At 32.7% G+C, this 22,451-nt stretch carries 20 protein-coding genes and 2 pseudogenes; 8 read left to right on the plus strand and 14 right to left on the minus strand.

The window, feature by feature from the left end; genetic code table 11:
- Window positions 1-47 precede the first annotated feature (47 nt).
- The 4 genes from ACFEL1_RS02395 to ACFEL1_RS02410 all read left to right on the plus strand — a co-directional run bounded on the left by ACFEL1_RS02395 (window position 48) and on the right by ACFEL1_RS02410 (window position 5,448).
- Window positions 48-1,466, plus strand: a complete 1,419-nt coding sequence (locus tag ACFEL1_RS02395; RefSeq protein WP_375331354.1) for a sigma-54-dependent transcriptional regulator — start codon at window positions 48-50, stop codon at window positions 1,464-1,466.
- The gene (locus tag ACFEL1_RS02400) at window positions 1,450-2,028 is read left to right on the plus strand and encodes a biotin transporter BioY (RefSeq protein WP_341761337.1); all 579 of its coding nucleotides are present in this window, start codon (window positions 1,450-1,452) and stop codon (window positions 2,026-2,028) included. The genes ACFEL1_RS02395 and ACFEL1_RS02400 overlap by 17 nt, the downstream gene beginning before the upstream one ends.
- Before the next feature lie 149 nt (window positions 2,029-2,177).
- Complete coding sequence (locus ACFEL1_RS02405; RefSeq protein ID WP_375331355.1) at window positions 2,178-4,025, plus strand: pentapeptide repeat-containing protein; 1,848 nt, start codon at window positions 2,178-2,180, stop codon at window positions 4,023-4,025.
- 295 nt (window positions 4,026-4,320) lie between these two features.
- The gene (locus ACFEL1_RS02410; protein WP_375331356.1) at window positions 4,321-5,448 is read left to right on the plus strand and encodes a patatin-like phospholipase family protein; all 1,128 of its coding nucleotides are present in this window, start codon (window positions 4,321-4,323) and stop codon (window positions 5,446-5,448) included.
- A 136-nt stretch (window positions 5,449-5,584) separates the two neighbouring features.
- Here the strand turns inward: ACFEL1_RS02410 and ACFEL1_RS02415 are convergent, their stop codons facing one another.
- The 10 genes and pseudogenes from ACFEL1_RS02415 to ACFEL1_RS02460 form a co-directional block, all read right to left on the minus strand.
- Window positions 5,585-6,565: a pyruvate dehydrogenase complex E1 component subunit beta gene (locus ACFEL1_RS02415; RefSeq protein WP_375331357.1), complete on the minus strand. Its 981-nt coding sequence runs from the start codon at window positions 6,563-6,565 to the stop codon at window positions 5,585-5,587.
- Window positions 6,566-6,573: 8 nt separating this feature from the next.
- Complete coding sequence (pdhA, locus tag ACFEL1_RS02420; protein ID WP_375331358.1) at window positions 6,574-7,554, minus strand: pyruvate dehydrogenase (acetyl-transferring) E1 component subunit alpha; 981 nt, start codon at window positions 7,552-7,554, stop codon at window positions 6,574-6,576.
- 67 nt (window positions 7,555-7,621) lie between these two features.
- Window positions 7,622-8,236 (minus strand): annotated as a pseudogene (locus tag ACFEL1_RS02425) (septal ring lytic transglycosylase RlpA family protein); the annotation flags it as partial.
- A 72-nt stretch (window positions 8,237-8,308) separates the two neighbouring features.
- Window positions 8,309-8,911 carry a BON domain-containing protein gene (locus tag ACFEL1_RS02430; protein WP_341762445.1) on the minus strand — a complete coding sequence of 201 codons (603 nt, stop codon included), beginning with the start codon at window positions 8,909-8,911 and terminating at the stop codon, window positions 8,309-8,311.
- Between the two features lie 773 nt (window positions 8,912-9,684).
- Window positions 9,685-10,212: a GNAT family N-acetyltransferase gene (locus ACFEL1_RS02435; protein WP_341762446.1), complete on the minus strand. Its 528-nt coding sequence runs from the start codon at window positions 10,210-10,212 to the stop codon at window positions 9,685-9,687.
- Between the two features lie 3 nt (window positions 10,213-10,215).
- Entirely contained in the window at window positions 10,216-10,767 is a 552-nt protein-coding gene (locus ACFEL1_RS02440) for a GNAT family N-acetyltransferase (protein ID WP_375331359.1), read from the minus strand.
- 25 nt (window positions 10,768-10,792) lie between these two features.
- Entirely contained in the window at window positions 10,793-11,431 is a 639-nt protein-coding gene (locus ACFEL1_RS02445; RefSeq protein ID WP_375331360.1) for a class I SAM-dependent methyltransferase, read from the minus strand.
- Window positions 11,428-11,778, minus strand: a pseudogene (locus ACFEL1_RS02450) (GNAT family N-acetyltransferase); the annotation flags it as partial. The pseudogene ACFEL1_RS02450 and the gene ACFEL1_RS02445, both read right to left, overlap by 4 nt.
- 257 nt (window positions 11,779-12,035) lie before the next feature.
- Window positions 12,036-12,593, minus strand: coding sequence for a histidine phosphatase family protein (locus ACFEL1_RS02455; protein ID WP_342278410.1), 558 nt, complete (start codon window positions 12,591-12,593; stop codon window positions 12,036-12,038).
- Window positions 12,590-13,207 (minus strand): chloramphenicol phosphotransferase CPT family protein, encoded by a 618-nt coding sequence (locus tag ACFEL1_RS02460; RefSeq protein ID WP_375331361.1) that lies wholly within the window; start codon window positions 13,205-13,207, stop codon window positions 12,590-12,592. Before ACFEL1_RS02460 ends, ACFEL1_RS02455 begins: the two co-directional genes overlap by 4 nt.
- 244 nt (window positions 13,208-13,451) lie before the next feature.
- Between ACFEL1_RS02460 and ACFEL1_RS02465 the strand changes: the two genes are divergently transcribed.
- Window positions 13,452-14,798 (plus strand): YhcG family protein, encoded by a 1,347-nt coding sequence (locus tag ACFEL1_RS02465; protein WP_375331362.1) that lies wholly within the window; start codon window positions 13,452-13,454, stop codon window positions 14,796-14,798.
- Window positions 14,799-14,878: 80 nt separating this feature from the next.
- On the opposite strand, the gene ACFEL1_RS02470 is transcribed toward ACFEL1_RS02465, so the two are convergent.
- Window positions 14,879-15,706: a YgfZ/GcvT domain-containing protein gene (locus tag ACFEL1_RS02470; RefSeq protein WP_375331363.1), complete on the minus strand. Its 828-nt coding sequence runs from the start codon at window positions 15,704-15,706 to the stop codon at window positions 14,879-14,881.
- A gap of 133 nt (window positions 15,707-15,839) precedes the next feature.
- On the opposite strand from ACFEL1_RS02470, the gene ACFEL1_RS02475 reads away from it, so the two are divergent.
- Window positions 15,840-16,643 (plus strand): RMD1 family protein, encoded by an 804-nt coding sequence (locus ACFEL1_RS02475; RefSeq protein ID WP_341762453.1) that lies wholly within the window; start codon window positions 15,840-15,842, stop codon window positions 16,641-16,643.
- A 522-nt stretch (window positions 16,644-17,165) separates the two neighbouring features.
- On the opposite strand, the gene der is transcribed toward ACFEL1_RS02475, so the two are convergent.
- On the minus strand, window positions 17,166-18,515 hold the full coding sequence (gene der, locus ACFEL1_RS02480) for a ribosome biogenesis GTPase Der (RefSeq protein WP_375331522.1): 1,350 nt from the start codon (window positions 18,513-18,515) through the stop codon (window positions 17,166-17,168).
- A gap of 132 nt (window positions 18,516-18,647) precedes the next feature.
- On the opposite strand from der, the gene phaZ reads away from it, so the two are divergent.
- The gene (gene phaZ, locus ACFEL1_RS02485) at window positions 18,648-19,892 is read left to right on the plus strand and encodes a polyhydroxyalkanoate depolymerase (protein ID WP_342278406.1); all 1,245 of its coding nucleotides are present in this window, start codon (window positions 18,648-18,650) and stop codon (window positions 19,890-19,892) included.
- Between the two features lie 52 nt (window positions 19,893-19,944).
- On the opposite strand, the gene ACFEL1_RS02490 is transcribed toward phaZ, so the two are convergent.
- Complete coding sequence (locus ACFEL1_RS02490) at window positions 19,945-20,496, minus strand: helix-turn-helix domain-containing protein (RefSeq protein ID WP_342278405.1); 552 nt, start codon at window positions 20,494-20,496, stop codon at window positions 19,945-19,947.
- 650 nt (window positions 20,497-21,146) lie between these two features.
- Here ACFEL1_RS02490 and ACFEL1_RS02495 point away from each other — a divergent pair.
- The gene (locus ACFEL1_RS02495; protein WP_342278404.1) at window positions 21,147-21,497 is read left to right on the plus strand and encodes a hypothetical protein; all 351 of its coding nucleotides are present in this window, start codon (window positions 21,147-21,149) and stop codon (window positions 21,495-21,497) included.
- A gap of 58 nt (window positions 21,498-21,555) precedes the next feature.
- Here the strand turns inward: ACFEL1_RS02495 and ACFEL1_RS02500 are convergent, their stop codons facing one another.
- Entirely contained in the window at window positions 21,556-22,158 is a 603-nt protein-coding gene (locus ACFEL1_RS02500) for an ATP-dependent Clp protease proteolytic subunit (RefSeq protein ID WP_341754920.1), read from the minus strand.
- Between the last annotated feature and the right edge of the window lie 293 nt (window positions 22,159-22,451).

The raw sequence follows: 22,451 nt of genomic DNA on the forward strand, positions 1-22,451 counted from the left end.
GTAAGCTATTAACGTATAATTTCAATAATTAGTTTTAGGAAAAATCAATGTCTATAGATGTTCTTGTTGTTGATGATGAAGCAGATATTAGAGATTTAGTCTCAGATATTTTAAAAGAAGAAGGATTTACTACCAAGACTGCTGCTAATAGTATTCAAACTTTTAAAATACTCCAAGAAAGAACCCCCTCGGCAATTATTCTAGATATTTGGCTTCAGGGTAGCGAACTTGATGGGCTTGGGATTTTGGAAATAGTAAAAAAACGCTATCCACTAATGCCTGTGATAGTTATTAGTGGACATGGTACTATTGAAACTGCCGTAAACGCTATCAAAATGGGTGCATATGACTATCTAGAAAAGCCATTTAGTCATGATAAGTTAGTAATTTTATTAAAAAGAGCCTGTGAAGCAGCTAAGTTAAAGCGTGAAAATCTTGATCTGAAATCAAAGGTTATTGATAAAACTGAGCTTATAGGTAACTCTCACATTACAACTAAGCTTAAGTCTGATATTGAAAAAGCTGCTTTAGCTACTAGTAGAGTATTGATTCAAGGTAAGATTGGTAGTGGTAAAGAACTAGCTGCTCGGTTAATTCATAAAAAATCAAAAAGGGCTAATGCTCCTTTCGTAATCTTTAGTCCAGTATGCATGAATCCTGACCGGATCCATCAAGAATTATTTGAAGGAATAGAGAACCAAGGCGTTATACGTCCTTCGATATTAGAAATAGTAAATAATGGTACTTTATACATAGATGAAATTAGTGGTTTGCCAGTTTCGGTACAAGTAAAATTGCTTAAATTTGTGCAAGATCAAATGTTTCATAAGGTAGGGGGAAGCAAAGCAATAAAATTAGATATAAGGATTATTGCTGCAACTTCTAAGGTTATACAAGAAGAAATAAGTAAAGGTGAACTATTGGAAGATTTATATCATCGCCTAAATGTTATTTCCTTAAAAATACCATCTTTATATGATAGAAAAGATGACATGTCTGTATTAGTCAAATATTTTGTTAAGCAACTTGCTAAGTTTTCTGGTTTAAAAGCACGTGAATTTTCTGATGAAACTATTGCAGCTCTGCAAGTTTATAATTGGCCAAGTAATATAAGGCAATTACGCAATGTGATAGAATGGACTTTAATTATGAATCCACTATCTTCAAATAATAATGAAGTAATAAAACCATCTATGATACCACCAGAAATTCTAGTTAATAGTGCTAGTTCTGCAAAGCAGGAAGATAATGTTGATATGATGACCATGCCACTTCGAGAGGCAAGAGAGATTTTTGAAAGGCAATATTTAGCTGCTCAAATGTATAGGTTTAATAATAATATTTCTAAGACCTCATCCTTTGTAGGTATGGAACGTTCGGCTTTACATCGTAAATTGAAATTGCTCAATTTACATATTCCTAATAATAAATTTAATGAGGAGGAAATTTATGACAGTTACGAATAAGAAAACTCTAGCAAATTTTATAGCTAATAAGCATGCTGTAGTTGTTATTAAAGTGATGATGGGAGTAATAGCTCTCTTTGCTGGAGCTCAGATTATTATTCCTACCCAGCCAGTACCAGTATCTATGCAAACTGTGGTACTTAGTATTATTGCTTTTACTTATAGCCCACAACTGAGTTTTGCTACAGTTTTAACTTATCTTACAGCCGGAATAGTAGGACTGCCAATGTTTACAAAATTATCCAGTGGTTTATATTTTCTTCTTGGTACAACAGGTGGTTACCTGATAGGATATTTAATTGCAACCCCTGTGATGAGTATACTTAAAAGTAGGTTGTCTGAAAAATTTACTAAGAGATTTTTAGCAGGGTTTTTTAGCTGTCTTATTGGTCACGTTATAATTTACTTTTTGGGAGTTAGCTGGTTGGCAACAATTATAGGAATTAAACAAGCTATTTATAGTGGGTTTATAGTATTTATACCAACTGGTTTAGTGAAGATATTAATATTTTCTTCTTTATATCATTATATAACAGGTGTAAACAGAAAGAATGCTCTTTAAGTTTATATATAGTGAAAGCAGTTTTATTTATGGTACAAATAAGAACGTCATTGCGAGGAGCCACTTTAGTGGCGACGAAGCAATCCAAGAAAACTTATAGCACAATAAATAATTTGGATTGCTTCGTCGCCGCATTGCGGCTTCTCGCAATGACGGTTATCTTGCCTAAGTTGATATATATATACTCAAATCATTTGAGTATACCGCGTAGGCAGGAATCTGTAATATCGCATGGCGGCATAAAATTCTTTATTCTAGCTTTACTTTTATTCCTTAGCGGATGTTCGGATTCTCCGAGAGATGCAGATGGTTTGTTATCTAATAGTCAAAGTCTTGTTATTAGGAATTATATAATAGAGCAGAATAAAAATAAGGTACGAGTAAATATTAAAAGTAAATTTGGTTCAAATTTAAGGGGTTTAAAATTATTAGGTGTTAAACTGATAGATGAAGATCTTTCTAGTGTTGATTTAAGTTTCTGTGAAATATCACGTGTGGACTTCTCAGGAGCAAATTTTGAGAATGCAGTTCTAACGAAATCTGTAATTCAAGAAAGTGATCTCTCTAATACTAGATTAAAAAATATATCAGCTTATGGCTCAGATTTTCAAGCATCTATATTTGAAAATGCCCATTTGGAAAATAATAATTTTATTCAATCAAATTTTGAGGACACTGATTTTATCAAAGCTAATTTAGAAAATGTTAATTTTGAAAATGCCAATCTTATTAAAGTTGTATTTGATGATAGTATTATAAGTAAATCTAATTTTCAGAAAAGCAATTTAGGAAAAAGTAGTTTTAAAAAGGCAGTTATATCAAACTCTATTTTTTATGGTACAGATTTGCGGCAAATATTAGCTAATTACGCTAGTATCACTGATTGTTATTGTGAATCTGTAGATCTAACAGGGGTGGATTTTACTGGAGCGATTATTAATAATTCAGATTTTACTCATGGTATTATTAATCAGGCTCAATTAAAAAATATAAAGCTTACTAACTCGTTATTCTCTTTTTCTTCTTTTCAGTCTGCGAATTTTACCAATGCAATTATTGAAAGTTGTAATTTTGAAAATACCAATTTTAATAATGCACAATTGCAGCAAGTGCAAATTCAAAAGAGTATTATGGATAATACTCACTTTAATAACACTAGCATAAAGAACCTATCAATAAAGAATTGCAGTAGCATTTTGCTTAAGTTAAATAAAATTAATATTGTTAATAGCGATATTGAGAATAGTAATCTTACTGGTATATTACTGAATAATAGCTATGTCAAACAAGCAACTGTTATTAATTCTGATTTGACTAATAGTGAGTTAATAAACTCTAATTTCTCTAGTACTCAATTTAATAAGGTGAATTTTACTAAAGTGCTTATGCAAAATACTGTTTTAAATAGTACCAAATTTGTTGATAGTCATCTTTATCAAATGGCTATCATAAATTCAGATTTGTCAAAAGTGACCTTTGATAATTCATCAATTATAAATTCTCAACTAAATAATGTGAGCTATAAAGATGATAATTTTGTTAATTCAGATTTTAATAGAAATATTGTATTAAATAGTCCAGACTTTGATAAGCTTAAGTCAGCAAATATTATATATTCTGTAAAAGATTTAGAGCAGGTAAAAGACTTATCAAATATGAATTTACAAGATTTAAATTTACTAGATCTTGTATTTAATCAAACTATTTTTTCAGGTTCTGTTCTTAAAAGGGTAGATTTATCTAATTCTAAGCTTCAGAGTTGTATATTACAAAATACTGACTTAACTATGGCAAATCTAAATAACACAGATTTTAGTAAATCATCGCTTATCGGTAGCAAATTAGAATCTGCCAAACTTTATAATACAAATTTTAATGATACTGATTTAACAAATGTTAATTTCATTAAAGCCTTTGTTAGTAAAATATCTTTAGTTAATGCAAAGCTGGATGGAACTAAAGGCCTTGATGGTCAGGGCAGTAAAAATATAGAATAATATAACCTACGCGAATTTAGGATAAGAATTTGTCAATTCTTATCCTAAATTCGACGAAATTATCGAAACAATCAGATTTGAGACGGCTCTGCATCTGATTGTTAAATTAATATTTTGCTAAAAACATGATTTTAATCTTTTAAAATCATGTTTTTAGCTTTAGAAAGGTTTAAAATGCATTCGCGTTAGCCGCTTTAAGAATGCATTTTTCCTTATATTAAAGCTAATTTGTGATAAGAATTAACTAATTCTTATCACAAATTGGGGTAAATTAATTAAATATTCTTAGGTTATTATGAAAAATGTCATAGTATTTTTACTTATATTAGTAGTATTTACTGCTTGTACTCCTAGAAAACAGATGCAATATAGCAAAAAAGACTCTCCTTTAATTTCTGCCAACTTATGTCCTTTAGTAACAAAAAATATATCTATTCTTAAAAATAAGAAGAAAGCTGTTAGAATACTATCAATAGATGGCGGTGGGGTTAAGGGTATTATACCAGCACGTATTGTTGCAGAGTTTGAAAATCGAAGTGGTAAACCTGCCAGTGAGTTATTCGACCTTATGGTAGGTACTTCTACAGGTGGACTTGTGGTGTTAGCTCTCGCTACACCTAATGAATCAGGACAGCCAAAATATAAAGCTTCTGACATTTTAGATCTATATATGCAAAAGTCTAAAGATATTTTTTACGCTTCCATGTTTAGAAAAATATATACTGGTTTTGGTCTTTGGGGACCAAAATACGATCGGAGTCAATATGACAAGATATTAATAGGGCTTTTTGGTAATACTAGGATGAGCCAACTAATAAACCCTACGGCTGTTACTTCCTATAATTTGGATACTGATTTACCACAGGTGTGGACTAGAAAGCAGGCACTTAAAGACCCTAATAATGATTTTCTGATAAGTGATATTGCAGTAGCTAGCAGTGCTGCCCCTATATTCTTTGCACCAAAGCTTCTAACTAATGCGTATAATAACAGCAGTTATCAAGTAGATGGGGGTATGTTTGCCAGTAATCCTGAGTTGATAGCTGCTAATTTAGCTTATGAGCTAGATGATACACTAACTCAAAAAGATATCGTACTTATATCACTTGGTACAGGATTGACAAAACTAGGCATAGTGTCGAAAGATTTATGTAAATCAGGGGTTATTGGTTGGGTACTAAAAGCTAATTTGATTAGCGGAATGATGAAAGCTCAAGGTTTGTATAATTCTGAATTAGGGGAAATTTATGGTAATTCCTGCCGCCTACAATTTGAGCTTGATAAGAAGACAAGTGCTATGGATAATGCTTCTAAGGTCAATCTGCTTGCGTTATTAAAGTTAACTGAAGATTACATTAATGCTAACTCTGATCTTATCGACCAAATTATTAGTATATTACTAAATACATCACCAAACTATTAAATGGCAGAGTGATACCATTCCTAGCTAAAAGCGGGAATCCAAAAAATAGCCTGCAAAGGCTATTAGATATTATGGATTTCCGCTATTCGGGAATGACATCGGTAGTGGTTAAACTGACGACCTTAATTCTTGAAGTTTACCTAGTATAACACACTTTCTTCACAGCACTAATAACATCTTCTATAGTTGGCAGTGCTAATTTCTCTAGATTAATAGCATATGGTAGAGGAACATCCTTACCTGAGATAATCTCTATAGGAGCATCTAGATAATCAAATGCTTGGTTCATTACCATACTAGCTATAGTTGCACCAACACCTGCAAAAAACCAGCCTTCTTCTATAACAACCAACCGATTAGTTTTTTTAACCGACTCTAATATAGTTTCTATATCTAAGGGCTTGATAGTTCTTAGGTCGATTACCTCACAATTAATACCACTATCATACAAGCTATTTGCTGCATCTAAGGCCAACTTAACTTGCAAAGAAAATGTTACTATTGTGACATCATCACCTTCAATAAGTTTCTTAGCCTGACCAAATGGAATTGGTTCTATTATTTCTGGGACTTCAAAACTATGACCATAGAGAATTTCATTTTCTAGGAAAATAACCGGGTTATCGTCACGAATAGCAGTCATTAGAAGCCCTTTGTGATCTTCTGCACTATAGGGAGCTACTACCTTAAGCCCCGGAATATGACTATAACAAGCTGTATAATTGTGACTATGTTGGGCAGCGACTCGACTTGCTGCCCCATTTGGTCCACGAAATACTATTGGACATTTAATAGTTCCACTAGACATATAATGAGTTTTAGCTGCAGAGTTAACTATTTGATCCATTGCTTGCATGGCAAAATTAAATGTCATGAATTCAACAATGGGACGAAGCCCAGCAAATGCCGCTCCAATAGCCACGCCAGTAAAGCCATGTTCTGTTATTGGCGTATCAATTACCCTTTTTGAACCAAACTGCTCTAATAACCCTTGGGTTATCTTATACGCTCCTTGGTACTGAGCAACTTCTTCTCCCATAATAAAGATACTATCATCTCTTAACATTTCTTCTTGCATTGCTGCGCGTAAGGCTTCCCGTACCGTCGTTTGTAACATGTTTCTACTCATTCAACGTAAATATTCGTATATAGCTCTTTTTCATCCGGTAAGGCTGATCTTTCTGAGAACTCAACTGCTTCTGCAATGACCTCTTTAACCTCTTTCTCAATTTCTTTTAACTGCTCTTCACTAGCATATTTATTAGCCAAAATTATATTTTTCACTTGTGATAATGGGTCTTGTTCTTTATAGTTTTCCACTTCTTCCTTACTACGGTATTTACCTGGATCAGACATTGAATGTCCTCTGTAACGATAAGCATCCATTTCTAATATTATTGGTCCACCATCATTTCTAACAAACTCCGCAGCCTGCCGAACATAATCATAAACTGACTCTAACGACATACCATTTAGTCTAAATCCCGTAATACCACATGACTCCCCTTTCTTGTACAGGTCAGTCATAAAGGTAGAACGAGCTACTGAAGTACCCATTGAATATTGATTATTTTCAATAATATAAACTACAGGTAAGTGCCATAACGCCGCTAAATTAAAAGCTTCATATACTTGACCTTGATTAACTGCCCCATCTCCCAAGAAAGTAAAACATACATTATTAGTATTTCGATATTTCTCAGCAAAAGCTAGACCAGTACCTATAGGCACTTGAGCCCCTACAATACCATGTCCACCGTAAAATTTGTTTTCTACGTCAAACAGATGCATTGAACCACCCTTGCCTTTCGAGCAACCAGTCTCTTTACCCATCAGCTCTGCTAATACGTATTTTGCTTCAGTCCCTGCTGAAATAATATGAGCATGATCCCTATAACTGGTAATAGTACTATCACCGACCTGTTTTACTAAATCCACACCAGCAATTATTGCTTCTTGCCCAATATATAAGTGACAAAACCCACCTATTAGACCCATACCATAAAACTGCCCACATTTTTCTTCGAACCTTCTAAGCAACAACATCTTCCTGTAAGACTCAAGATACTGAGGACTATTTAATTTATATTTCCCAAAAACAATCATGTATACTCCTATAAAAGCTTTAAGAATTGGTTTCCCAATTTGGGCATACACTATAATACAAAAATCATCAAGGGTTAACTGCTAATTTATGTTTTAGATTTACTAATTTAATATGACAATTAACGCTACATTTAGGATTGGCTACTTTCTTTTTTGCAATACAATTTTCCTTAGGCTTTAAAGCAATATTATTCAAAAATTCTTTACTCTCCTTATGCATATATTGTACTCTAACCTTTGCTATACCTTGTTTTTTAAATCCTAAAATTTCAGCAGATTTTTCCGAAACATCTATAATACGGTTCTTTTTAAAAGGACCGCGATCATTAACCATAAGAATAAGAGATTTATTATTACTTAAGTTAGTCACTTTAACCAAACTAGGTAATGGCAAACTAGGATGGGCTGCACTTAGCATATGTTTATTATATGTATCACCATTTGCTGTTTTTTTTCCATGAAATTTATGCTTAGAACCATACCAAGATGCTATACCTACTTGGTTGCAATTAATATCTTCCTTAGGTTTATAAGTCTTACCTTTGATAGTATATTTATTGCCTATCTTATAGTGTCCCTTATAATGAACATTTTTAGGATCTTCCTGCGATAATTTACGATATAGACTAGGCTTAGTAGAACAAGAGCTAAGCCCTATACAATAAACTAGCAACAAAAGAATATATCTAAGTTTCACTTTCATTTATATCATATTTAACCTGAACTTGATATGACAAGTTATATCGAATTGAGATTATTTATTATCATTTTCTTCAGTTTCTTTTATTTTAACATGACAGACAACCCTTGCCACACCATTAATCTGGGAAGCAATAGAAGTAACTTTTTCTAATTCTTCCTCAGACCTTGCTATACCAAATATATATACTATATCATTCACTGTAACAATGGTATAATTTACCCATTTTATATCTCGGTTAACAAAAGTTCTAGCCTTGATCTGACTAGTAATCATAGCATCTTTAGTATATTGCACTAAGTCAAAATGATCACTTTTTTTATCTATTATTAGTTCGTTAATAACTTCACGAACTCCTTTTTCACCCCACACAATTTCTACAGCTTTTAATGCATCTTCTTTTTTGTCTATGATTCCAGTCAGTAGTACCCTACCCTGATTTACCTCAACCTTAATCTTAGTATATAATTCCCTGAAATTATTTTTTATAAAAGAAGCTTTGATTTTTGTAGCTATTTTTACGTCATCAATTGTCTCCGCAATTGATTGATCTTTTGCAACTGCAAGAGTAGAGGTAGTTGCTGCAGTAAAAACAGCTGGCAGACAACCTGTAAGCATGAAAGATAAGATTATAATAATAAAGTTAATTCTATACATAACCCTCCTTAAATCTACTAATTTAACCTCAAATATCGATGTAAGACATCGGTTTAATAGCCTATTGTGTCATTCCCATAACTGTTGAAAGTTTACAAACACCTATACCACAGCGTCTATTAGCGAGCGTAAGCGAAGCAATCTAGGAAACAATCTATAGATAAATGATGTTACTGGATTGCTTCGTCGGCCTTACAGCCTCCTCGCAATGACGGTTTTTTTAACTTTCAACAGTTGTGGTGTTATTCCCACGTAGTTACGTGAATTTGGGATAAGAATTTGTCAATTCTTATCCCAAATTCGGTGAAATTATCGAAACAATCAGATTTGAGACGGCTCTGCATCTGATTGTTAAATTAATATTTTGCTAGAAACATGATTTTAAAAGATTAAAATCATGTTTCTAGCTTTAGAAAGGTTTAAAATGCATTCGCAAAACCGCTTTAAGAATGCATTTTTCCTTATATTAAAGTCAGTAATATTCGTGCCTTAAGATAACCTTGAGTTAAAATAAAGGCTTTAAATAGTTCATTATAATAAAATTCATAATAAACACAACTGATTTCCATTGTTTTAAGTTAGATTTGGGGAGTATACCCATAATGATTTGAAGAATGGAAACAACAAACAAGAGGCGGGCGAACGCAAGTATTACCATTTAATACGTGAATCCATGATATTAAAAAAATAATTATTTAAAGCAGCAGAGTATTACGAAAAAACTCACAAGACTGATCAAACTACAGCTAAAGTAACATGATTCATTCCTGTAATCACATAATTCTTCCCACATACCATTCAGAAGCTACAGTTAAGCCCATGCTTTTAAGGAAATTACGTTTGGGTTCGTCATATGCACCACAAACGACAAGAAACTGAGTAGCATTTTTAGTTTTTGCGAGTTCCTTGATTTCCTTAATCAATTTCTGACCAATAAAATTCCAATCGTGTTTACTTTCCACACAGAAATCATCGATCATAAGCGTTAGTCCACCCGGGTTATAGACTTTTGGTGCTAACATTAATCTACCGATGATGAAACCTAATACTTTTTCTTTGTAAACTGCAGCCAACATAATGTGATCGTCTAACCTCAATAATTCTTTGAACCATTGCTTTTGAGATTCCTCGGATTCAGGACCAGCATATTTCCAGAACTGTGGTTGAGCTTTTTCATAAGCACGACGCTTTTTATATGACAGAGCGACAAATGATGAAATGTCAGTAGTTTCAGCAAGCCGGATTAAAATATTTTCCTGAAACTTTACTGTATTCTTTATTTTGGTATTAATTTGTACCATTGATTACAATCGCTTTACTAAAAAATGTGTTTTGCGTCCAGCAAATACCCCCTCTCCTTCCATAATAAAATCATCGATATATTTAAATCCCACCTTTTCATAAACATGTCTAGCCCTTGGATTTGTGACATCTGGATCGATAAAAAAAGTATCAGCTTGGCTATCATAACTACTTCTAATAAAATCAATAAATACTTCTAAAGTCTTTGCCCCTAATCCTTTGCCAAAATAAGCTATATTACCAATGGTATAATCCATGCTATAGGTGTGACCATGTTTTGAAAGATAAGCTTTTTTCAGTAGTGGTATAGAATATTCCTGCTTTTCTTGTAGTGTCATGACCAAGCAATAAGGTTCGTTATAGATACACCCAATCCAATATGTGTATAGACCATCTGCGTAGCTTGAAGGCTTTATACGACCGTTGATGAAATTTAAAATATCATCTTTATGTTCTTGGCTATTATCCCAAAACTCCTGAACATGGGGTTCTTTTAACCAGTTAAAAATAGTTTCTTTATGACTTAAGTTAGCTTTTTCAAAATGAATATTCATAACATGTCCTGTAACAAGGTTTATCTTATTTTTTCTTGGCTATAACTTCATAATAATGATCAATTTTCCTATCCTCTTTTGGTGTAATCTTCACTTCTTTAAAACTAATAATGTTAAACTCTTTAAAAAGATCAATTGTTTGCTCTTTTGTATGAAAAGTCATATTTTTCTTATCCTCCTTCCAAAAAGCTACAATTTCGGGATCAAAAGTGTTCCCAACAAAATAACCACCTGAATCAATCTTATTTACAATATTACTCCAAAATTTTTTAAAATATTCAGGTTTACAAAACGGTACAGAAAAGCTAGCAACTATGATGTCTACATTTGGTAATTCTTGAGAATCTAACTCTTCAAAAGAAGATATTAAAGTTTTAAAATGATCTTTATATTTAACAATTTCTGGATATTTAATAAGCATAAAATCAAAAGCCATTTTTTGCTTGTCTATTGCAATAACATTGAAACCTTTTTCTAATAACAAAAATGTTTCATGTCCTACTCCTGCCCCTAAATCAATGGCTGTACCTCGCATTTTTTGATTATCTAGTAATTCAACTTTTTTAAAGAATTCAACAACAAACTCTCTTGCTGGTTTATGAAATTTTTCTTTGTAATAAGCCTCCCATGCATTTGGCTTTAAAAGAGATTTTGATTCACTCATTCAATTTCTTTCCTTAAATATAGTTTTGCCATCAGACCATCATTCTGATAACCAAGGCTTTTATAAAACTCATGACTTCCATCCTTGGCACGCCTAAGACCAGAGGTTAAATCAACGATGCTTGGACTAGACTGTTGTGCAACATTCTCTACAAAATCCATCAATCTTTTTCCAATAGCTTGACCTCGGTAACATTCATCAACCACAACTCCTTCAATATGAAATCTTGTTTTATCTGATATAAAAAGTTGAGATTTAGACCATGCAACCCACCCCACAATTTGGGATTCTAAACATGCTACAGCAACGCCATAACCATCGTTTTTTGTGAATCTTTGAAATCTTGCTTTTAATTCCTCCTCTGATACCTTATATACTCAAATGATTTGAAGAATTGGATTTGAAAATGAATGGTGAGCATGCTAGGCGTACATATAGTATAGTTACGCATGCGAATCCATGATATTTTCAAAAAACAATTCTTCAAAGCAGAAGAGTATACCCAAGTTGTTCCATGAGAGGTAACATGCAAGAGATGTCCTCCATTGCACAGTAACGAATTTTGATATTACTTATAAATCTCCTCCTCACAACTAACCTGAGGTTAACTTAGTTCACATATAGACCATGATTGACTCTGTCCGATTGGTGGACTGTGAAAAATAGCAGAACAATTTTTAAGATGTATAATTGGCCATCCTAAAAGTCTTTGGATAGCATAATAAACTCCACTATGTGCAACAATTAAAACTGGTTCTTGAAAGCTGAGTGCAATATTAATACCACGCAAAACTCTCTTGTCAAAATCATTTACATATTCTGCTCCTTGGTGAGGATTGCCATCTAGCCATCTCTTCAGAATATTATTATCAATGGGTTGACCTTCATATTCACCCCAATAACATTCTGCTAACTCCGGGACAATTGTAATATCAACCTTTAGCTTTTCATTGACGATCTCAGCAGTCCTGTATGCTCTTATAAGCGGGCTTGTGACAATATGCTTTATATCCTTTTTTCCAAGAATATGAGAAGCTTCCCGTGCTTGGTTTTCTCCAGTTTGATTGAGAGGAATATCCTGTGAACCCATGTAAACATGCTGTCTATTCCAATCTGTTTCACCATGACGTAAAAAATAAAAAGGTTTTAAGGGAAGCGTCATAACTGTAATCTCTCATGCATAGTCATAAAACCTTGTGGCATAGGATTCTCCTCTACAAAATCTAGAATTTGCTTGGCAATCTCAAAAGGTGACTTGCTCGTGGTATCAACTGTTAAATCATATTCTCGCAGGCTACCTGCGTGGACTCTATCTATTTGGTCATTCGATAAACCTATAGCACGATCACAGCGTAAAATTTCTCGTTCTTGCATCACTGAAAGATCACAAAAAACTCCGACAAAATAGACAATATAGCCATTCAAGCTTTTTATATAAGATTTGAGGCAAGCATCTTCAAATAAGACTTCATCAATGATAAGGTTATTATTACGACTTGCAAGTAGATTGGCAAAATCCGGCATGAGACCAAAGAGCTGCTCACCCTTTGGCTTAGTTTCAACACGCATGGTTGGACCACGATCATTTATCCCCGGAACAAAGGTAAAATATCTAGCATCAGGTTTATCATCAGATGAGCATGGTAATGGTGTCATACTAATAAAAGTATCTATACCAAAAGTAAGCCAAGAATCCTTACTTAAATACTGTATTGCTCTTGCGATAGATGTTTTACCAGCAGAGCCACATCCATTTAAAAATATAATTTTACTCATATGGTATCTTGCTGTTCTTTCTCATTGCTACTAATACTGTGTCCTCCTAGGGTTAACTATATATAATAAATATAACAGATTTTTATGCTCCACTAATAGCAATTTTCATTATTTTTGCAAGGTTGCTTATTTTTTTTCATTCCTCAATACATTACTCTTGCTCACATTTTTTTTTAAGAGTTATCATTATCCTGAATTAATGGTATAGTGATTACGTTAGGGAATCAATAAATTAAGAACCACCGTGGATAAAAATATTATAACTACAGAATATAAAGAGTTTTTAGAACAGTTAAAAGACCGTGTAACTATAAGTCGTTATAAGGCAGCTTTGTCAGTTAACAAGGAGCTAATAATCTTATACCATCATATTGGTAGCGAGATTTTACAGAAACAACGTAATCAAGATTGGGGTACAAAAATTATTCATAATTTAAGTAAAGATATGTTAAAAGCATTTCCAAATATGAAAGGCTTTAGTGTTACCAATTTACATAATATGCGTCGATTTGCTGAACTATATACGGACTATACAATTCTCCAGCAAGTTGCTGGAGAATTGCCATGGTATCATCATGTTATTTTAATGGAAAGAGTAAAAGAGCAGGAAGCAAGGATCTTTTATATGCAGCAAGCCGTGCAGTATGGTTGGTCACGTGCCGTAATGATACATCAGATTGACATGAATCTTTATAAACATCACGGGAAAGCCATCACCAACTTTAAAGAAAAGTTACCATCTCCAACATCAGATTTAGCTAACCAAATTCTAAAGGATCCCTACTCCTTTGATTTCTTAAGTATAGGTCAGGATGCACATGAAAGAGAGATAGAAAAGAGCCTAATAGCACACATTGAAAAGTTTCTTATGGAATTAGGTAGCGGATTTTCTTTTATAGGACGTCAATATCATTTAAAAGTTAGTAAAAAAGATTATTACCTAGATTTGCTCTTCTATCACTTAAATCTTCGGTGTTTCATAGCAATCGAAATTAAAGCAGTTGAATTTGAACCAGAGCATGCCGGCAAAATGAATTTCTATTTATCTATAATTGACGATCAAATAAAACACCCAACAGATAACCCATCCATTGGTTTGATATTATGTAAGACCAAAGATCAAGTACTTGCTGAATATGCACTGCGGGACATGACTAAGCCGATCGGTCTTGCTGAATATAAGTTGACTGAAAGCTTGCCAGAAAATATTAAGACTGCCCTACCAACCATTGAAGAGTTGGAAGATGAATTGTCCAAGGATTTTACTAATGAGCCTTTTAAGCAGAAAACTAGTGAATATCAAGAAACCTTGGATAAATTACTATCTACAATTAACTTGCTAGAACAAAAAATAAAATCATTTAGTACAGGATTAGAAGAGTTAGAGAACAATATAAAAATAAGTGTTTGTTATGAAAAATGGGTTTTAGTACAACAACAATTACCTAAATCGAGCAAGATACAACAAAGTGCTATCCAAATAGTCAAAACAGTAGACCAAATGATGACCAATCTAAAAGCAGCTGAGAAATTTTTTCATAAGACATTGAAGAAATTAAAATTATCAGCTAATAAATTACTAAAATCTTAATTTAAGCAAAATTTTAGAAAATTATCACTCAGATATATCTATAGCTAACTTTATTAAGTTCTCGATATTGTCATAAGTTCCTAAATAGTCATATATGAACGCCAAGGTGGAACGCACAAAGAAACAATTTGGTTTTTTACAGTAATAACTGTGTTTTGTAATGAATGATAGTCGTCCACTCTAATTAAAGCTATGGCATTATTCTTATAGCTTGAACATATCACTCCAATTTTTGTATTATTTGCCATAATTTCATCATCTTTTGCTATATCTGAACTGCCTGTATTAATGGAATCTATGTTAACGGATAATTTAAATATTTTTTTCCTTACTACTCCTTGGTATTTTGTTCTTGAAATAACTTCCTGTCCAATATAGCAACCTTTGGTATAACTTACAGCGTTTAATTCCTCACAGCCATATTCAACCGGAATGGATCTGTTAAAAATTAGATCCTCATACCCATCGACTATGGCAAAATTATATTTATCTTGCAGGTATAGTCCTGCTGTTCCTGCAGTTATTGGTACATCTTTACTAACAATAGAACGGAAACCGAGTTGATCATAACGAGGGTCTTTGTATCCATTAAATTCCAGCTGTTGTTTTGAGTAAATAACCTGATAGATGTTAGTTAAGTCATTCACTTCAATTTTAGCACGTAATTTATACCGCACTAAGTGATTTTTAAATAAATCAGACTGATTAACATTTATATCAATAAAAAGTCTTGTTGCTGATAGTTTTAATACAAAAAAATCAAATAAATACCTTCCTTGATTATTTAGAGCATAACTATAACAATAATTATTATTTTTTATATCATTAGTTGTCAAATTATGCAAAAAATTCATTGCATCATCACCAGCAACTTCAATAATTGCTCTATTTGTTAATATTTCATGCATAATTACCAACTATGATATTTTAATTGACTTTATAACTTTTATAACTACTATATTATACTGATGCAACAGTTGTTTGCTATAAATTATTTATTATATGAGATGTGCTTCCTACTGTACGACTTCTGAATATAAGATGAATGACTTAGTAATAAATCTCAATAAGATTGGTCTTGAACCTAAACACTTCGATGATGTACTATATATTCAAAAAGAACAAGTAAAAAACTTAGACCCTATAGATGTTTTCTTTTTCCCATTTGGCTGTGTTACTATATGGGGAGCTGAAGAAAGCCAAGAAAAAATGATTCTAGAAGACATAGTAACTCTGCAAGCTAATCAAACTGACGAGATAATGTCTGACTTTATCTATTTTGATTATGATGAAACTACTGGTAAAACCTTTATAGATGAAGAAAAAAACCAAATCATTCTAGCAGATAAATCAACTTTTATAAAATTATCTATATCGCATGCTTTAGCTCAGTCAGTTAAGCTTAGTGTACTAGAAAAATCAGTAAGTAATTTAATTGTAAAAACAACGCCAATTCAACAAGAACTAGCTAGCACTGGCAGTGTATCACTTTCAAAAAAGGAAATATCTCAACAAATTGGCATATTATTTAACGAACGATATTCTATTAATTTACACAGCGATATACTAGATACTCCTGAATTTTTTTGGCGTCGTCCTAGTTATGAACCTTTATACTTAATGACTGCAGAGTTTCAAGATATTCAAATTCGTCAGGATATTCTTAACCATCGGCTGAACATGATCCATGAACTCTACAATATTTTGTCAAATGACTTAAACTATAAACACTCAACTAGACTTGAATGGATCATTATAATATTAATTACCATAGAAGTAGTACTATCCCTTATTCACGATAAACTCTTTTTCAAAATAATTGGTTATCTTCTGAATAAAATTTAATTGACTCTACTCACATTAGACCTATGACTTTACACTCGATAATCAAGTTTTTTAGAATTATTAAAAAATACGTCTATTAGCGAGAAGCCACGAAAAAGCGGCGACACAGCAATCCCACAACTGTTGAAAGTTAAAAAATCGTCATCGCGAGGCGTCGATAGACGCCGTGGCGATCTCATGAAGTAAGCTCTTCTTCACAAGATTGCCACATCGTCGCTTACAGCGACTCCTAGCAATGACGGTTTAGGGCTTACAAAGCTCATCGCGATGACGGTTTTTTAACTTTCAACAGTTGTGGCAGCAATCCAGGATACGCGAAGGGTTACTCTAAAAAAACAGCTTCGCTGTTTACTTGTACTGATTATCTTTCAAAATAGAATTAACATGGTATCATGGTATAATTTAGTATTAGGTCTATCATTAGTTGGAATTAAATTATTAATTCTATTTTGAAAGATAATCAGTATTGGATCACCACGGCATCTAAAGATGCCTTGCTATAACGGTTAAGGAAAAACTTGATTATCGAGTTACATATGGATTCTCAGTTTTAGTATAAGTAAATCTTATTGGCACACCGGGTAAATTAAAAGCTTCCCGCAAGTTGTTTACAAGGTATCTAGTATAACTATCCGTGATTTTCTCAGGATTATTAGAGAATAGTTTAAAAGTTGGTGGGCGAGTTTTTGTTTGGGTCATGTATTTAATTCTAACACGTCTGCCACCTTTTTGTAAAGGCAGTGGATGTTGCTCGAGTGCAAAACCTAACCAATGATTCAGTTTACTGGTAGCAATTTTTTTATTCCATAAAGCATAAATTTTTATAGCCTCATCTAGTACCATATTAATATTCTGCTTTTTTAAGGCTGATATGAATATTATCGGTACTCCTTTAACTTGCGGTAGATTGGTTTCCATCTTATAAAGAAATTCTTCCTTAAATTTATCTTTATTTTTCCCTTCAATTAAATCCCACTTATTAACTACTATGAGCAGGCTTCTGCCTTGATCTATAACATAACTGGCAATATTCAGATCTTGTTGCTCTAAATTCGTTCGTGCATCAACCATCAGAATAACAGTATTAGCAAACTTAATACTATTAATAGTATCAGAAGCTGATAATTTTTCTAAGGACTTATTAATAGCTCCCTTTTTTCTTAGACCAGCCGTATCAATTAATTTAAATTTATTATCATTATATAGCCAATCAATTTCTATAGATTCCCTTGTTATACCGGCTTCAGGCCCTGTTAACAATCTTTCATTATTAATAATACTATTAATAAACGTAGATTTTCCTGCATTTGGTCTACCGCTCACCACTATTTGTATATAGTCAGCCTTTATTGGGTCGATTAATTCTTCCTCTAGTTCCTCATCCCCTAATTTCTCAGTTATTGCATCGTGTAAATCTGCCATACCAACACCATGTTCTGCAGAAATTGGCACTACATTATCAAAACCAAGCTTGTAGTATTCTTTAGCAAAATCAAACCGTCCTTCACATTTATTGACAATCAACACAGATTTTTTATCATATCTTCTGATAAAATTAGCAAAAAACTTATCTTCCGGTAATACGCCATCCTTACCATCCACCATAAGGCATAGCAAGTCTGCTTCTAGAATGGCTTCTACAGTCTGTTGCATCATTCTATATTCTAATTTCGCACATTCTGCTTCTTCTAAACCAGGAGTATCAATTACCGTAAAATCAAATGGACCAATTTGGGCATCAGCGTATTTTCGATCACGTGTTACCCCAGGGCGGTCATGCACGATAGCCTTTTTCCTGATAGCCAAACGATTAAAGAGCGTAGACTTCCCTACATTGGGTCTACCAATAATCGCCACAATTCTTTTATGCATCACCTTTATATTATCATAATAATTCATTAGCACTAATACTCAAATCATTTGAATATTGCACTATTTGAGTATATTATTAACACTTAATTATATAAAATTAAAGTATAAATAGACTTCTAAAGGACAAATATTATGCATAATGGCAGTTCTAATAATCTTTATTATGCACTAGAAGGCTTTAAAACTATGCTTATTCCAATGCGAGCAAACATAGAAATTTTAGAACAGTGGTTTAAAAATAGTAATAATCCTATAAAAGATAGCGGCTATACTCACGTTATGTTAGCATATTTGACGCTTGCTGAGAGGATGACTAGAACATACAAGAAGCCAAAATTTAACATTAATGAATGTATTATTGATGGTACGTCTTATGTTGTTAAAGAAAAAACAGTTGCTGCTAAAACATTTTGTCAATTAAAGCATTTTAGCAAAATTGGTATTAAGCAAGAAATGCCAAAGTTATTAATAATCGCTCCACTGTCAGGACACCATGCTACCTTACTTAGGGACACTGTAACTGAAATGCTCCCCTACGCAGATGTATATATTACAGATTGGCTTGATGCAAGCACTATACCTAATCAACTTGGTAAATTTAACTTAGATGATTTTATAGACTACTTAATTGAGTTTATGACGCTTCTAGGACCAAATCTGCACACTATGGCAGTATGCCAGCCAACAGTCCCCCTTCTAGCTGCCATTAGTATAATGTCTGCAAATAATGATGTAAATATACCAAGGTCAATGATTCTGATAGGTGGACCTATTGATGCAAGGCTTAATCCTACAGATGTTGACTTGTTTGCAATCCATAAAAGCATGCAATGGTTTTGCCAAATGATGATTACATCCGTCCCCTTTAACTATCCTGGTTACGGAAGAAATGTCTATCTAGGGTTTTTACAACTTATGGGTTTTATCAGTTTAAATATTCCTCGGCATATTAATTCGCATTTGGATTTACTACAAAATTTGCTAGATGGCAACCTTGAAAAAGCTAATCATACCATAAAATTTTATGATGAATATTTAGCCACTATGGATATAACATCGGAATTCTATCTCCAAACAATACAAGAAGTATTTAAAAATTTTGCTCTTGCCAAAGATGAATTTGTCTCAAAAAATCGTAAAGTTCATTTAAAAAATATAACAAATTGTGCTTTACTAGGTATCGAAGGCGAAAATGACGATATAGCTGCAGTTGGACAAACTAAAACTGCATTAGATTTGTGTTCCGGTATTCCTATGACAATGAAAAAATATCATTTACAACAGGGAGTTGGACATTACGGCTTATTTAGTGGTAGCAAATTTAAACAGTTTATTGTACCGATAATTAGGGATTTTATATATAGTTATCAAAATTGAATTAGGTTTTGTTGCCAAAAATGACAGGGTAATTTAAAAAATCACAGGTTAGCTATAAATTATTCAGATCAGGATCACTATTAAAGTTTTGTTCAGGAAATTTAGCATTGTCAGTATCTCTAGCAGGAGAAATTCTACCAACCATTTCATCTAGCGACATTTGAAAATGATCCGCTAGGGCTACTATAATTTGACTATTTAAATTTTTTTGTTCTCGGCTTCCGTTAATAAAATTATGAATTGAATAATTAAATCCAATTTCTTTTCCTAAAATATAAAAATTTATATCTTGCTTAACAACTTTATCTTTTAAGAATTTTTTTAAGTTATTATTAATATCATCTAGTGATAAATCCTTAAATCTTCTTTTTACTTGTAATAATGGAATATATTCACTTCTGCCAACAACTTCATCTATAGAACAGTCAAAGTAGTTAGCTATTTTCAGTATAGTATGCATTTGGGGATTAGACCTTAATCCATTCATAATACTAGTAATATTATTATAAGGAATCCCACTACCCTCAGAGAAATCTCTTCTTTTCAATTTGAGTATTTCAAATTTTAATCCTAAAAATTTTTGTATTTCTTTAACAAGAGTCATATCTAAGAATTCATGGATTAAGTAAAAATAAAAAATATATCAACTGTTGACACATTTTTTCTTGACAACCCCAAATAACTATAATAAACTCCCAAAAATAGGATGAGACCAAAAAAAAAGAACTCAGTAACTACTGACTATTTTTTTAAAACCAAAATACACATTTTGGTTTAGCTATCCGATTAGTATTTAGCCATATAAATTGGCGTCATTGCGAGAAGCTACTTTAGTAGCGACGAAGCAATCCAATTTAATTTTTCTAGATTGCCACGACCACTACGTGGTCTCGCAATGACGGAGTAATGCTAATTTGGTTAGCTATAAATCTCAAACTAAAAAAGTCAATATAATACTTCAGCTCTATCCTTAAATAAAGCTCAAGTATTATATTAAATATTACAGTCTACTGGTAAGTACCGAAAAGTTTCACAGGCTCAAAAATACTTACTAGTAGAATTAATCAAATAGCATCAAATGCTATTTAAATAACAACCCTTTTATAGAGGTATCACTATGATCATATATAAATTTCTTAGCCAAATCAACCCTTATTATTTTCACAGTCCTATAGCAGCAATCAATCAGCCAAGCTTATCTAACGAAAGGCTATAGCAAACAAGCACAATCCTAGGCAACAAAGGAAGTAACATATGAATTACCAAATATTGACCTTGGCTATTTTAGCATTCAGCATAATCATCGGACAGATACTCTTAATCCTCCTCTCAATCAAATTGCTTAATAACATCAGATTAACCTATAGCGAGATCGAGGTTATTTGCAAGGATTTCTCTAACATCTACATCAAAGCACAAAATGAAATAGCAGCTCTATATCAAAAGACCACAGAGCTAGCTAACAGTACAGTTAAGAAAGAACATCACATATTGTATGCTACCTTTCAGTTAGAAGATATAAATCTGCATCTTAAAATACTACTTGATGAGTTTAAAGTATTTGCTAGATCTAATACTACGTCACAAACCAAGAAACAAAAATAATCCTGCCCCCTGCCCCTGCATTTCGGTGCGGAATCCATAATATCTAACAGCCTTTAAACTATTTTCTTACTAAGATTTTTGCTCTATCGGTGATGATTTCATCAACAAGTCCAAAAGATTTAGCTACTTCAGGATCCATGAAATTATCACGTTCCATACTTTTTTCAATAGAATCTAGTTCTTGCCCTGTATGCTTGACATATAAGTTATTGAGCATTCTTTTTAATTTCATGGTTTCTTTAGCATGAATTTCTATATCTGTAGCTTGCCCTTGGTAACCACCTGACGGTTGATGGATCATTATACGACTATGTGGCAAGGAATAACGCATATTTTTCTCACCAGCAGTAAGCAACAAAGACCCTGCGGAACAAGCCTGCCCTATACAAAGAGTAGAAATTTTAGGTTTAATATATTGCATAGTATCATAAATTGCCAAGCCAGAAGTCACAACACCACCAGGAGAGTTAATATACATAAAAATATCTTTTTCTGGATTTTCTGCCTCTAAGAATAGTAATTGTGCAACCACCACATTGGCCATATAATCTTCAATTTGACCACAAACAAAAACGATGCGTTCCTTTAATAACCTAGAATAGATATCATAGGCTCTTTCCCCTCTAGGGGTTTGTTCAATTACTATAGGCACGTACGTCATTAAATTTTCTCCTAAATTTATTGTAACCTACCCCAATTCGGGATAAGAATTAGTTAATTCTTATCCCGAATTGGCTTTAATATAAGGAAAAATGCATTCTTAAAGCGATTTTGCGAATGCATTTTAAATATTTCTAAAGCTAAAAACATGATTTTAAAAGATTAAAATCATGTTTTTAGCAAAATGGATTGCCACGCTCACGTACGTTCGCTCGCTAATAGACGATTTTTTAACTTTCAACAGTTGTAGTTGACATCCGAAGGTGCTTAGAATAATAATTATTTTTATGTCGA

Source organism: Candidatus Tisiphia endosymbiont of Oplodontha viridula (genome assembly GCF_964264865.1).
Taxonomy (GTDB): domain Bacteria; phylum Pseudomonadota; class Alphaproteobacteria; order Rickettsiales; family Rickettsiaceae; genus Tisiphia.